The organism is Halomonas sp. DP5Y7-2, from assembly GCF_019802025.1.
Classification (GTDB): Bacteria; Pseudomonadota; Gammaproteobacteria; order Pseudomonadales; family Halomonadaceae; genus Halomonas; species Halomonas litopenaei_A.
The window spans coordinates 66,858-80,160 of sequence record NZ_JAHVHY010000001.1; the positions used below are offsets into that span (position 1 = coordinate 66,858).

14 protein-coding genes are annotated in these 13,303 nt (G+C 61.3%); 8 read left to right on the top strand and 6 right to left on the bottom strand.

The window, feature by feature from the left end; translation table 11 throughout:
- Window positions 1-26: 26 nt before the first annotated feature.
- Window positions 27-1,235, bottom strand: coding sequence for an NAD(P)-binding domain-containing protein (locus KUW18_RS00270; RefSeq protein ID WP_222560541.1), 1,209 nt, complete (start codon window positions 1,233-1,235; stop codon window positions 27-29).
- Window positions 1,236-1,346: 111 nt separating this feature from the next.
- Complete coding sequence (locus KUW18_RS00275; protein ID WP_206942693.1) at window positions 1,347-1,868, bottom strand: MarR family winged helix-turn-helix transcriptional regulator; 522 nt, start codon at window positions 1,866-1,868, stop codon at window positions 1,347-1,349.
- A 300-nt stretch (window positions 1,869-2,168) separates the two neighbouring features.
- Here KUW18_RS00275 and KUW18_RS00280 point away from each other — a divergent pair, with 300 nt between their 5' ends.
- From KUW18_RS00280 to KUW18_RS00300, 5 genes are all read left to right on the top strand, one after another.
- Window positions 2,169-2,510, top strand: a complete 342-nt coding sequence (locus tag KUW18_RS00280; RefSeq protein ID WP_222560542.1) for a hypothetical protein — start codon at window positions 2,169-2,171, stop codon at window positions 2,508-2,510.
- Between the two features lie 512 nt (window positions 2,511-3,022).
- Window positions 3,023-4,834 (top strand): BCCT family transporter, encoded by a 1,812-nt coding sequence (locus KUW18_RS00285; RefSeq protein WP_261317301.1) that lies wholly within the window; start codon window positions 3,023-3,025, stop codon window positions 4,832-4,834.
- Between the two features lie 219 nt (window positions 4,835-5,053).
- Window positions 5,054-6,643, top strand: coding sequence for an ABC-F family ATPase (locus KUW18_RS00290; protein ID WP_206942694.1), 1,590 nt, complete (start codon window positions 5,054-5,056; stop codon window positions 6,641-6,643).
- A 472-nt stretch (window positions 6,644-7,115) separates the two neighbouring features.
- Complete coding sequence (locus KUW18_RS00295; RefSeq protein WP_222162038.1) at window positions 7,116-7,706, top strand: NAD(P)H-dependent oxidoreductase; 591 nt, start codon at window positions 7,116-7,118, stop codon at window positions 7,704-7,706.
- 213 nt (window positions 7,707-7,919) lie between these two features.
- Complete coding sequence (locus KUW18_RS00300) at window positions 7,920-8,234, top strand: putative quinol monooxygenase (RefSeq protein WP_222483803.1); 315 nt, start codon at window positions 7,920-7,922, stop codon at window positions 8,232-8,234.
- A gap of 78 nt (window positions 8,235-8,312) precedes the next feature.
- On the opposite strand, the gene KUW18_RS00305 is transcribed toward KUW18_RS00300, so the two are convergent.
- The 4 genes from KUW18_RS00305 to KUW18_RS00320 form a co-directional block, all read right to left on the bottom strand.
- Window positions 8,313-9,503: an MFS transporter gene (locus KUW18_RS00305; RefSeq protein ID WP_222560543.1), complete on the bottom strand. Its 1,191-nt coding sequence runs from the start codon at window positions 9,501-9,503 to the stop codon at window positions 8,313-8,315.
- Window positions 9,500-9,907 (bottom strand): GlcG/HbpS family heme-binding protein, encoded by a 408-nt coding sequence (locus KUW18_RS00310; protein WP_222483802.1) that lies wholly within the window; start codon window positions 9,905-9,907, stop codon window positions 9,500-9,502. Before KUW18_RS00310 ends, KUW18_RS00305 begins: the two co-directional genes overlap by 4 nt.
- 145 nt (window positions 9,908-10,052) lie before the next feature.
- Window positions 10,053-10,733: an IclR family transcriptional regulator gene (locus tag KUW18_RS00315; RefSeq protein ID WP_224851834.1), complete on the bottom strand. Its 681-nt coding sequence runs from the start codon at window positions 10,731-10,733 to the stop codon at window positions 10,053-10,055.
- Between the two features lie 88 nt (window positions 10,734-10,821).
- A complete protein-coding gene (locus KUW18_RS00320) occupies window positions 10,822-11,193 on the bottom strand; it encodes a winged helix-turn-helix transcriptional regulator (RefSeq protein WP_222483801.1) in 372 nt (123 codons plus the stop codon).
- Between the two features lie 273 nt (window positions 11,194-11,466).
- Here KUW18_RS00320 and KUW18_RS00325 point away from each other — a divergent pair, with 273 nt between their 5' ends.
- Genes KUW18_RS00325 through KUW18_RS00335 form a run of 3 tightly spaced genes read left to right on the top strand, consistent with a single transcriptional unit; the run spans window position 11,467 to window position 13,258 of the window.
- Complete coding sequence (locus KUW18_RS00325; protein ID WP_222483799.1) at window positions 11,467-12,054, top strand: NAD(P)H-dependent oxidoreductase; 588 nt, start codon at window positions 11,467-11,469, stop codon at window positions 12,052-12,054.
- A gap of 29 nt (window positions 12,055-12,083) precedes the next feature.
- A complete protein-coding gene (locus KUW18_RS00330) occupies window positions 12,084-12,431 on the top strand; it encodes a cupin domain-containing protein (RefSeq protein ID WP_172977712.1) in 348 nt (115 codons plus the stop codon).
- Window positions 12,432-12,457: 26 nt separating this feature from the next.
- Window positions 12,458-13,258 carry an SDR family oxidoreductase gene (locus tag KUW18_RS00335; protein ID WP_222483796.1) on the top strand — a complete coding sequence of 267 codons (801 nt, stop codon included), beginning with the start codon at window positions 12,458-12,460 and terminating at the stop codon, window positions 13,256-13,258.
- The last annotated feature ends 45 nt before the right edge of the window (window positions 13,259-13,303 follow it).

Sequence of the window (13,303 nt, forward strand, 5' to 3'; positions counted from 1 at the left end):
TCGCTATCCTCGCAAGCATCGTCGCTCTATCGATGGCCGAAGCTACCTCGTGCCGCTCCTTCCGCCAGCATTGCGACCACCGAGCGCACCTGTTCGTAACCGGTCCTCAACAGAAAGGTGGGAGCACGGCCGTAGCTCTTGATGCCCAGGATAAACAGCCCCTGCTCCGGATGACGGAGTTCCTCGGCGCCGTGGGAGGGCACCGAGCCACAGCTATGTACGTTGGGGTCGATCAATGGCGCCAGACGAACCGGGCTCTGGGTGGCGGGATCCAGCTCGAGGCGAAGCTCAGACAACAGCGACAGATCTGGCCGGAAGCCTGTAGCGACGACTACCTCGTCCACCGGCGGCAAGCCATGCCCTTGCCCCTGGATGACCAGACCATCGGCCCGTTCCTCAAGTCGCTCGATCCTGACCCCGGGATAGACCTCGATCCTGCCATCGCTCACCAGACGCTGGACCTCAAGCCCCAGCCGACCGCGTTCCTCGAGAGGATCGTCGGCGCAACCGCAGAACATTCTGGCCGGTGAATCTCCACGAATTGCCCACAGCACCCTGGTGTCCGGAGCCGCCTTGGCGAGCTCAGCCAGATCACGTAGCAGATTGAAGGCCGAATGCCCGGCTCCGACGACCAGTACACGCCGGTTGGCGTAGCGATCACGCCCCTCCTTCAGCACCGATGGCAGTCCGTAGGTCACCCTCTGTGCCAGTCGCGCCTCCCCCAGCGCTAGCATACCGTGCCCCCCCATCCAGTTGGGCTGGCCAAAGGTACCGGAGGCATCGATAACCGCATCGGCCAACAGGTCCCGCTCACCATCGGGGTCTTCGATCCTCAGCACGAACGGCGCCTCGTAGCGCCCCTTGTCTTTCAGCACATCGATACCGGACCGACTCACTCCCAGCACGCGGTTTTGCAGGTACACGCGGTCTCGGAACTCGGGCAGATTCGCCAGAGGTTCCAGATAGTGATCCACAAGCTCCTGCCCGGTCGGGCAAGCATTGCCATCCGGCGGCAGCCATCCATTGGCCTTCAATAGTGAGGTAGCGTGATCATCAAGGTTGCATTCCCAGGGCGTGAACATTCGCACATGCCCCCACTGCCGCAGATGCTCACCGACGCCCTTGCCCGCTTCGATAACCAGCGGATCGAGTCCATGCGCTAGCGCGTGGGCGCAGGCGGCAAGCCCTACAGGACCGCCTCCGATGATCGCGATCCTGCCACTTGTCTGATTCATCTATCGCTCCTTGAGAGAGTGGTACCTTGGCGGACGCGCCCTCACATCCGACATTAGTTGTCAGTACCAACAATGCGTACAAAAAAACTCAGGTCTCGTCCTCATTACAACTCAGGGCCGAGGCCCTGGACCACAGCGCCGATGCGCTGCCTGGGTCAACTGCCGTATCAGGGTCAGCGCCGCCCGACGCATATCCGGAGTGAGCCCTTCGAGCATTGCCCGCTCTTCGGCGATCAGGTCGGCGCGAATCGTCTGGTACAACGCTTCTCCCTGCACTGTAGGCCGGATCAGCGCGGCACGTCGATCTGCCGGATCGGCGATCCGGTCGACATGTCCCTTGCGGACCAGGGCGTCCACCACGCGACTCGCCGTGCTCTTGTCCAGGTACATTTCGCTAGCCAACCCCTGCAGGCGCAATGGCCCTTGATGGACCAGAGTCTCCAGGGCATAACACTGGGCCACAGAAAGGTCATAGCCGCAAATGCGATCTCGATCTCGAAACTGGTGGACCCGAATCAACTGATTGAGCGCGTCATAGAGCGCTCGGGCATCCCGGTCGAGGTTCTCGCCGCTAGGGAGGTCTCGGGAGTTGTCGCTGTCGCTTTTTTGGGTGCTATCGCTATGGAGAGACATTGGGTCTTTGGTAGTTTAGTTGGTACTAGCAACGTAAATGACCTTCCGGGCCGGGTCAAGCGGCGCACCGATGAGTCGAGAGCCCTGCGCCTGCGGTGAGCGACTCCTCTCCTCTGACTAAGAAGTTCCTTCTCAACCTCTGATATACGGCAAGGTTTTCTATTTCCCGCGCGCTAATGAACAGCAAGATTACAGTGACCGCTTGATGGCATCAGTTGGGCTTCACACCATCAGACTTCAATAATAAATAAAAACGTTCTGTTGAATGATATGAATATTTACGCACGGGAGTAACGCCAAGTGAAACGAACGAGTACCCTACTATCTGTTGCTGTAGCAAGTGCCATGATGCTCAGTGGTTGTGCCAGTATCGTTGGTGATCGCGATCAGGCAATCACCATCAACAGTGCTCCAGCCCATGCAGACATTACAATCGTCGACGAAAAGGGGCAGCAAGTCTTCGAGGGAAGCACGCCAACCAGTGTAACGCTCAAAAAGGCTGACGGCTCCTACTTTGGCGGAAAGGATTATGTCGTCACCATCAGTAAAGATGGTTTTCAGAGTCGCTCTATAGAGATTACCAGCCATGCCAACGGCTGGTATGTAGGAGGCAACTTAATTTTTGGGGGATTGATTGGCTGATTAATCGTTGACCCATTAACAGGGGCCATGTACTCGTTGACCCCGGATGAGATAAACACTTATCTGGGCGACAGTCTCACGAGTACACAAGGTGGGGAGCAAGAGGTCACTCTCGTATTGATCGAAGATGTGCCACAGGAGCTTCGCAATAACTTGAAGCTACTCAGCCAGCGATAGCCTACTCGTAGGGGGCAATGTAACTGTCAACCCACTCCTAGAGGGATGAACTGCGCCCGCACCCGAAGCGCCGGGGCAGTTCTCCCGGGCCCCATGACGCGCAGCGATGGTGGAGCGCTTGAGGCTAAACGTAGCGTCGACGCACCCAGAGACGTCTCGTCAAGCTATGTCCTGCGCCACGGCCGCCACTAAAAAGTGTATGATATGCAACGCATTGGTGGCCCGACGCCACCTTCTTTCCAGCATTGCTGGCGTTTGCGACAGCGCACCGGCCCTCGCTTCCCATGCAGGCGAGAGCAGGCTTGGTGCGTCCCATTCGCCAACGTCCAGGCACGATGACTTGCTCTCAGTCTTCGCGCCACGAGGTCGCTCGTAGCTGGAGTGACAGCGGGATCGCCGGCCCGTGGCCCGGCTCAAGAGGATACGAGACTATCGCTACTTCAGATTCACCCTCCACGGCAGCCGCCAGCACGGCGTCTTCCGACTCTCCCCCCGACGACAATCCCCATGCGGTGATGGGCACCGACTACATGGTCACAGAACTTGACCAGGGTGGTCCTTTCCAGGGCATGCACCGCGGCATGACCATCACCTCTGGTGCGCTGATTCTGCTCTTTGTGCTGTTCACCGGCCTTAGCTCGGACACGGCAAGCGTGGTGTTCGGCACCGCCCGCACCTGGATCGAAAGCACCTTCAGCGGCTATTACCTGATTTCCGTGGTCGCGCTGCTCGTCGTCTGTGCCTTTATCGTCTGCAGTCGCTACGGCAATATCCGCCTGGGTACCGATGACAGCCGCCCGGAATTCAGCAACTTTGCCTGGTTCTCGATGCTGTTCTCGGCGGGTATCGGCATCGGCATCCTGTTTTTTGGCGTTGCCGAACCGATCTTCTACCTCGACAACTCCGGTGCCTTCGGCTATCCCAACAACCCCCATGCCGACATGGCCGGGGCCACCGAGATCGGCCACGAGCGCGCCATCGATGCGCTACGGGTCACCGTCTTTCACTGGGGCCTGCACGGCTGGGCCATCTACGTCATCGTCGGCATGTCGCTGGCCTACTTTGCCTACCGCAAGGGACTGCCCCTGGCGCTGCGGTCTGCCCTCTATCCGTTCATCGGCGATCGCATCTTTGGTCCCCTTGGCCATTTGTTCGACATCTTCGGGGTACTGGGCTGCGTGTTTGGCGTCGCCACGTCCCTCGGGCTCGGGGTCAGCCAGATGGGCGTCGGGCTGGAAAAGCTGTTTGGCATCAGTGATGGCCTGCCCACTCAGCTGGCCCTGATTGCGATCATCTCGACCCTGTCGATTATCTCGGTCGTCAGCGGTGTCCAGCGCGGTATCCGTATCATTTCGGTGCTCAACATCTGGGTGTCGGCGGTGGTGATCGGCATCTTCCTGTTCGGCGGGCCCACCCTCTGGCTGTTCCAGACCTTCGGTGAGACGCTGGCCGACTACGCCACCGAAGTGATTCCGATGGGGCTCTGGTATGCCGACAAGGCGGGTACCAGCGAATGGCAGCAGGCCTGGACCATTTTCTACTGGGGCTGGTGGCTCGCCTGGGCTCCGTTTGTCGGTCTGTTTATTGCCCGCATCTCGAAAGGCCGCACCCTGCGGGAGTTCGTGCTCGGTGTGCTGCTGGTGCCGACCCTGCTGGCATTTATCTGGCTGGTCATCTTCGGCGGCAATGCGATCCATCAGGAGTTGAACGCGGCCGGTGGCGCCGGCTCCGCCGGCATTATGGACATGGTGCGTGCCTGGGACCTGCCTTCGGCGCTGTTTGCCACCGCAGACGGTATCGTCGGCTCCGGCGTGTTCGGCTGGGTGCTGTCGGCGATGATGGTGTTCCTGCTGATGAGCTGGTTCATCACCTCGTCAGACTCGGGCACCCTGGTGCTGACCACCATTCTGTCCCTGGGCGATGACGATCCGCCCAAGCTGTTCCGCGTCTTCTGGGGCGTCATCATCGGCCTGGTGGCGGCGGTGCTGCTGGTTGTCGGCGGGCTCTCTGCGCTGCAGACAGCACTGATCGCAGCGGCGCTGCCGGTCAGCGTCGTCATTCTGGTGATGACCCTTGCGGTGCTGCTGTCGCTGTTCCGCGAGCCGGGCGATCCCTATCGACCACGTTCTCGTCTGTCCCGTCGCTGAGGTGACAAGCCCGAATCCCTGCGGATTCGGGCTTTTCAGTTCTGGCTGCCTGACATGCAGCTATGCAAGCCCTGACGCTGCAGACAGGCAGCGCTGGGCGCTCACCGAGTGGATACCCCCCGGGTCGGACGCGTACAATGCGCGATCCACTTTGGTCGAAGCCTCCTGTCGTGCCGGCCCAAGTCTCACATTCATGCTGCTTCCGCGAGATTCCCTGCCGTGCTCTCTACCGCCAACATCACCATGCAGTTTGGCCCCAAGCCACTGTTTGAAAACGTCTCTGTCAAGTTTGGACAGGGGCACCGCTACGGCCTGATCGGGGCCAATGGCTGTGGCAAGTCCACCCTGATGAAGATCCTTGGCGGTGACCTGGAGCCGACCAGCGGTCAGGTCATGAAGGACGCCACCACCCGGCTGGGCAAGCTGCGCCAGGATCAGTTTGCCTTCGAGGACGAACGCGTCATCGATACCGTGATCATGGGTAATGAAGAACTGTGGAAGGTGGCTGCGGAGCGCGAGCGCATCTATGCCCAGGCGGAGATGAGCGAAGAAGATGGCATGGCGGTGGCCGACCTGGAGGTCCGCTATGCCGAGCTCGATGGCTACACCGCCGAGGCGCGTGCCGGTGAGCTGCTGCTGGGCCTGGGCATTCCGCTCGAACAGCATGATCAACCGATGAGCGTGGTAGCACCGGGCTGGAAGCTGCGCGTGCTGCTGGCTCAGGCGCTGTTCAGCGACCCCGACGTGCTGCTGTTGGATGAGCCGACCAACCACCTGGACATCAATACCATTCGCTGGCTGGAAGATGTGCTCAGGGCGCGTTCATCGACGATGATCATCATTTCCCACGACCGCCATTTCCTGAACAGCGTCTGCACCCATATGGCGGATCTGGACTACGGCGAACTGCAGCTGTTTCCCGGCAACTATGACGAGTATATGACGGCCGCCACCCAGGCTCGTGAGCGTCTGCAGGCAGAGAATGCCAAGAAGAAGGCGGAGATCGCCGAGCTCAAGCAGTTTGTCAGCCGCTTCTCGGCCAATGCTTCCAAGGCCAAGCAGGCCACCTCACGCCAGCGCAAGATCGACAAGATCAAGCTGGATGAGATCAAGCCCTCGTCTCGGGTGAGCCCGTTCATTCGCTTCGAGCAGAACAAGAAGATCCATCGCCATGCCCTGGCGGTCGAGGAACTGACCAAGGCCTGGGATGACAACGTACTGTTCGAGCGCTTTGGTCTGCGCATCGAAGCCGGTGAACGCGTTGCCATCATCGGTCCCAACGGGATCGGCAAGACCACGCTGCTGAACTGCCTGGTCGGCTCGATGGAGCCCGATGCGGGCGAGGTCAAATGGACCGACGCTGCCGAGGTGGGCTACTTCGCCCAGGACCACGCAGCCGACTTCGAGGGTGGCGAGACGCTGTTTGAGTGGATGCAACAATGGACCACGTCTGGCGAGCAGATCGTACGAGGGGCGCTGGGCAGAATGCTGTTCTCCAACGACGATATCGGCAAGTCGGTCAAGGTGATCTCCGGTGGAGAACAGGGCCGCATGCTGTTCGGCAAGCTGTCACTGCAAAATCCCAACGTGCTGGTCATGGACGAGCCCACCAACCACCTGGACATGGAGTCCATCGAGGCCTTGAACCTGGCCCTGGAGCACTACGCCGGCACCCTGATCTTTGTCAGCCATGACAGAGAATTCGTCGGCTCGCTGGCCACTCGCGTCATCGAAATGAAGGACGATGGCATCGTCGATTTCAGCGGTAGCTACGACGACTATCTGCGCAGCCAGGGTATCCTCGGCTGATAGAGCACGGCATATCCACGGGCAGCGCTGGCTGCCCGTGGCTGCTCGGTGGCCTCGCTCGCTTAGCAGCTCTCCCCTGTCATCTCGCCCTTCTTCCCTCTTTTCTCCCGCTCATTCTCCCTCCTTCACGCTCTTTCTTCCTCTCTCTCGCACTATCTCGCTCTCCCTTTCTCTCGCACTATCTCGCTATCCCTCTCTCGCACTATCTCGCTCTCCCCTCTCTCCCCTCTCTCCCCTCTCTCACCGATCCTGCTGATCTGCGGTCTCTCTTCTTCGACTTCCTCCTCTCGCTTTACGGTCAACCGATCATGTCGTATCGCTCACGGGTCTCCTGCCGTCAGTTCTTGGCTGCTCCTTGGCGCCAACGTGCAACATCATTAGCGAGAAAGTGTTTTGCACTCATACCGATTGTCCGAGCGTGCACGAGCCCCCACTGTACCGCGTGACCATTTTTAGACGAATCGGACAGTCCATGAACATTCTGATGCTTAACGGCGGCAAGGCGTTCGCTCACTCCGGCGGCCGCTACAACGACACTCTGCATGACGCGGGCCGAGGCGTCCTCGCTGAGCTGGGTCACCAGATTCAGGAGACCCGCATCGACGAGGGTTACGACCTTCAGGCCGAAATCGACAAGTGGCTGTGGGCAGACACCATCATCGTGCAGATGCCTGGTTGGTGGATGGGGCCGCCGTGGATCGTGAAACGCTACCTGGACGAAGTACTAACCGAAGGCCATGGCAGCCTCTACGCCAGCGATGGCCGCTCGCGCAAGGATCCGTCTCTCCAGTACGGCAGTGGCGGTCTGCTGCAGGGGCGCCGCTATATGCTGTCATTGACCTGGAATGCGCCCAGAGAAGCCTTCGATGAGGAAGGCAACTTCTTCGAGGGCAAGGGCGTCGACGGCGTCTACTTCCCGGTCCACAAGGCGATGGAGTTCCTCGGCATGCAAGGCTTGCCCACCTACCTCGCCAACGACGTGATCAAGGCGCCCGCGATCGATACCCATGTCGCCGAATATCGCGAACATTTGCTCGCGCTGTTCTCGACCACCGAGGCCTGAGCAAACGCTGCCGTCATTAGCCGTGCGGAACGACGCGTCAGCGCCCGAAGCCCAGCATCCAAGGCCTCGATGCTGTCAGGTAGAGCCTTCGCGCAGTGGGCGACGCAGCGACTCATCCGTGCAGGCATTGATGCCGTATTTCCTTGAGCGCTTTACGGCCCCGACAATCCGGCCGGGGCCCGTCCACCAGATCAAGACCAGAGGAGTGTCACCATGCTGTGGGTCATTGCGACGATCACCACAACCCCGGGCAACGCCCAGAACGTGCTGGATGCATTGCTTGAGGTAGCCCCAACGGTTCAACAGGAAGAGGGCTGCCTGCGCTATCAGCCGGCCATCGACGCCCCAAGAGGCCTGACCCATGACGACACCGCGCGCAGCGATACGGTCACCGTCATCGAAACCTGGTCCTCCCGTGCGGCACTGGAAGCCCACATGGAGACTCCACACATGGCACGCTTTCGCGACGCCACGGTAGACTGGGTCACCCATGCCGACATTCGCTTGATCGACCCAGTCGACGCCTGATAGAGGCGCAACGAGCAAGAGCATACCCGCCCCCGCCCCTTCACCAAGGGGGCGGGGGCGGGTGAAATGGCGACTCCATCACGCCGCCGCCTCGACAACACGAGAGCGGTTCACCTTGCCCTGAAGCCACAGGATGCCCAGCGCCAGCACCGCCAGACCGCTTCCGGCCAATGGCGTGAGTGCCAGCGCCTCCCTTGCGACCAGCGCACTGCCCGCGGCGGAACCGGCCGAGATACCGATATTGAACGACGAGATATTGAGCGCCGAGGCAAACGCCACCGCCCGCGGCCGATGCTGTTCGGCAGACGCCAGCATGCCTGACTGAAACGCGGGCGACAGACCAAAAGCCAAGGCACCCCACACCGCCAGCCATATCGGCATCAACGCGCTTATCTGTCCCCAGGCATGGATGGTTGCCAGGATCGCCGCCAGCCCCAGCAATAGCCAGGCGGCGGTGCGCCGCCATCCCATGGCGCCGACCATTCGACCGCCCATCAGGTTGCCAACCAGGGTCGCGCCACCGAAGACGATCAGCAGTCCACTGGCGATATGCGTGGAGAAACCCGACTGCTCGGTCAGCCAGAGACTGATGTAGGTGAACAGCGGAAAGGTCGCCCCGAAGCCCACCGCCGTCAGCGCCATGGTCACCACGATGACCGGATGGCCGAGCGCTGACAGCTGCTCTCGCCAACTGCCTGTCGGCTGAGCGTCAAGATGCGCCGGCACCCAACGCCACAGCGCGACTAGCGCCATGCTCGCCAGTACCACAATCACCACAAAGGGAACCCGCCACCCCACGCCGTTACCCAGCAGGCTTCCGACAGGTACACCAATCACCATGGCCAGCGTCAGCCCCGAGAACATCAGCGCAATGGCACTACCTGCCTGCCCTTGTGGCGCCAGCCGACTGGCCACCGTCGCCCCTAGCGCAAACAGGGCACCATGCGCCACGGCCGTGATCACTCGGCCGAACATCAGGCTGGTAAAGTCCTGGGCGATGACCGCCAACAGATTGCCGACCACGAAGAGCGCCATCAGCCCCGTCAGCACCCGACGCGGCGGGAAGCGGGACAAGGTCAGCATGAGCATCGGCGTACCGACCGCCAAGGCCAGCGCATAGCCACTCACCAGAGCACCGGCGCGATCCTGGGTGACGCCCAGATCACTGGCGATGGTGGGCAGCACCCCGACCACGATGAACTCCGCCATGCCGATGGCAAAGGCAGCCACCGCCAGTGCCAGCACGGCAGGATGCTGGCCGCGCATCATGCCGCCTCCCGTGCCATCAGGCGCGGCCCCAGCTGGGCAAGGGTCTCGTCCAGTTCGACGGTTGCGCCGGCTACACCGACGGCCCCGACCACGCGCTGTTGTGCATCGCGCAGTACCACGCCGCCGCCAAAGCTGATCAGGCCACCGTTGGTGTTTTCCAGGGTATAGACGGCCTCGCCGGGAGCGGCGATCTGACCGAGTTGTGCACTGTCGGTTTGAAACAGCGAGGCCGTGCGCGCCTTCTTGATCGCGACATCGATACTGCCGGGAACCGCGCCATCCATGCGTTCGAAGGCGACCTGGAGCCCGCTGGCGTCCACGATGGCCAGCGAGACGGCAAACCCTTCAGCGGCAGCAGCCTCGCGAATCCCTGCAATCACGTGTTGGGCATCGTCAAGTTGCATGTCATTCTCCTCATGAATACAGACAAGAGCAGCGTCGTCGTCGACGCGATGAGGAGCATGCCGATGCCGCGCAGGCAGGCACAGGGGAGAGCGGCGGATGCCGATCAAGATTCGACAATGTCGAACGGCGAGGAGTACAGGAGGGTCAGCGCGCTAGAAGTTGCTTCGCCAACCGGCTCAGCTGCGCCTGCGTCCAGCGCGATGAGGGACCCGCCATGCCCAAAGCGGCCACGCACTCTCCGCGCTGGCGCAGCGGAATCGCCAGGCAACAAAGACCTGCCTCCACGGCTTCAAGGTCCAGTGCAAAGCCCTGGAGGCTGACCTCCCGAAGCCGGGCCTCCTGCGCATCGGTCAGGGGGCCATCGCGCCTGACCTGGCGCAGCAGGTCGTCATCGTTGGCCAGGAAGACATGGCCGATCGCCGAATGCCGCAGCGACTCCCGGCGTCCTCGCGGACTCTGGACACGCCGCGGCTGCCGTCCCTCCACGGCCTCGAGATACAGGTACTGCTGGCTGCCGCAGGGCGCGGCCAGATAGACCGTCTCATCACTCAGCGCCGCGGCTTCTTCCAGTAGTCCGCGGTAATGATGACGCAGTTGCTCACGCTCCTGTGCCAATGGCTCAGCCAGCTCGTCAAGACGCAACCCAAGCCAGTAGCCCTCGGCCAGGCGCCGGACGTAGCCCAATGCCACCAGGGTATTCAGCAACCCGTGAACGGTGGTCTTGCCCAAGCCCACCTCAGCGCTGAGATGGGCCAATGTCTGCGGCTTGTCGGCGCGTCGCAACGCCTCGAGCAGCAGAAAGCTGCGCGACACTGACTGGATCATTCTGGTCACTGACGTGTCCCGCCTTGGGTCCCGGAGCGTGCGGTGGGAACGCCCGACACCCCGCGAGAGCGGCCCGGAGACACCCTCATCATTGGTCCACGACCCCTTCCGGCAATGACTCGCTCCATTCACGCAGTTCATCGAGCACCTTGATGGCCGTCTCGCCAAGTGGCGTGATCGCGTATTCGACCACGACCGGCGACGTCTCGCGCACGTGCCGGGAGATCAGTCCCTTTGTCTCGAGAAAACGCAGGCGCTCGGTGATCATCTTCTTGCTGGCGCCCCCCACCATGCGAGCAAGGTCATTGAACCTCACCGGCCCTTCGTTGATGTGCCACAGCAAGGATCCTGTCCACTTGCCGCCAAGCACACGCATGCCCTTCTCGATGGCACACGGCTCCAGACAGGGCGCCGCGACACGACGCCGGCCTTTCGAATCTTCCGTCACAGACGCTTCCACTTTCCTATCTCCTGTGTACCTACCCAGCCCCCGCTCGAATCGTGGCGTTGACGGCGCCTTGGCCGCTCTCCTCTACCAGGGCGCCTTCCACCAGCGCGTCGCCTCCAAGACGTCTCTTACAAGGCGTCAACACGTCCGCCGGGATGTCACGCTGCTGTCCAGCTACCAGGTTACCAAAAGTATACTAGTTGTTTTTATATACCGCCCGCTTCATCTTAACTCCTGAAGAGCCTGCAGATCCATGACTCATTGCCACTCAAGACGGAGATTTTTATGCGTAACGTACTGATCATAAACGGTCACCAGCCCTATCCATTTGCCAAGGGCACACTCAACGACAGCCTGGCTGAGCGCGCTCGTCATTGGCTTTCCAGCAAGGGCCACGAGGTCCGCGTCAGTCGCATCGCCGAAGGGTATGACGTCGAGGAGGCCATTGCCGACCACCAGTGGGCCGACGTGGTGATCATGCAGTTCCCGATCAACTGGATGATGGTGCCCTGGTCCTTCAAGAAATACATGGATGAGGTCTACACCGCCGGCATGGATGGCCGCTTGTGCAACGGCGACGGCCGCACCGCCGAGAAGCCGAAGGAGAACTATGGGCTGGGCGGTACCCTGACCGACACCGACTACATGCTCAGCGTCACCCTCAATGCGCCATCCGAAGCCTTTGATGACCCCGAGGAACCCTTCTTCGCCGGCAAGTCGCTGGATGACCTGGTCGCCCCCGTGCATCTGAACGCACGCTTCTTCGACATGAGCCCACTGCCGACCTTCGGCGCCTTCGACGTGATGAAGAACCCCGACATCGACAGCGACCTCGCGCGCTTCGATGCTCACCTCGAGCGCGTCTTCGGCTGATGCCTCCGTCACCTTCAGGAGACTCCCCCATGACAACACCTCAATGGCCTGACGCTGGGCACCCGGTTCCGCTGGCCGACCAGGCCTCTCCGGAGTTCTACCGCGAGCTCATCAACACCGGTGAGACACGCCTGGTACACATGACCATGGCCCCCGGCGCCGCCGATGCGCCTCACCGCCATCCCGAAGAGATCGTCTACTTCCTTTCTGCCGGCCGCCTGCGCATCGCGCTGGAAAGCGGCGATGTCGTAGAGCGTGACGTGGTAGCAGGGGACGTCATGCATAACGAGGCCTGGGCCCACCAGGTGACCAACGTTGGCGCGACTTCCGTCGAGGCCATCATTTTCGAACGCCTGGATCGCGACGACCTGGCGTAACCCCACTTATCTCGAGGAGAGAGACGATGAAAACCATTCTGATGACAGGGGCCGGCAGCGGTCTGGCGGAAGGTGCCGCACTGGGACTGGCGCAGCAAGGACACCGGGTCATTGCCACGGTGGAGATCTGGCCACAGGTATCGGCCCTGAAAGAGAGGGCGCAGCAGTTGGGGGTTCGCCTGGAGGTCGAAAAGCTCGACATCACCGATGCTCAGGATCGCGACAGCATCTTTGCGCGCTACGGCGCCGCGGTGGATGTTGTGGTGGCTAATGCGGCAATCGGCGAGACCGGCCCCATCGCCGAAATCCCCGTGTCGCGCGTGCGCAAGGTCTTCGAAACGAACGTCTTCTCGACCCTCGAGTTCGTCCAGCCTTACGCCAAGACCTTTGCCAGCCGCGGCCAGGGCAAGATCGTGCTGGTATCTTCCATTGCCGGCTTCACTACCTTCCCGTACCTCGCGCCCTATGTCGCGTCCAAGCATGCCCTGGAAGGTATTTCCCAGCTGCTCCACGAAGAACTGGCACCGCTGGGCGTGAAGGTCGCCACCATCAACCCGGGCCCCTTCCGCACCGGTTTCAACGACCGCATGTACGACACCCTCGACCAGTGGTACGACCCAGAGACAAACTTCACCCCTGAGGCGCCGATCCGAGAGACCCAGCAACTGTTCGCCGGGGACGACCTTCAGCTTGACCCCTCATCCATGATCGATGAGATGGTGCGCCTCATCCCGCTGGACGAGCATGCCTTCCGTAATGTGCATCCCGCACGATTCGAGGAAGACGTAAAGCGCTACCAGGAGAGCCTTTGGGACCGTCAGATGTGACCGTCCACAGGCAACAGGAAATGCGCGTCGGGCCCGATGCACGAG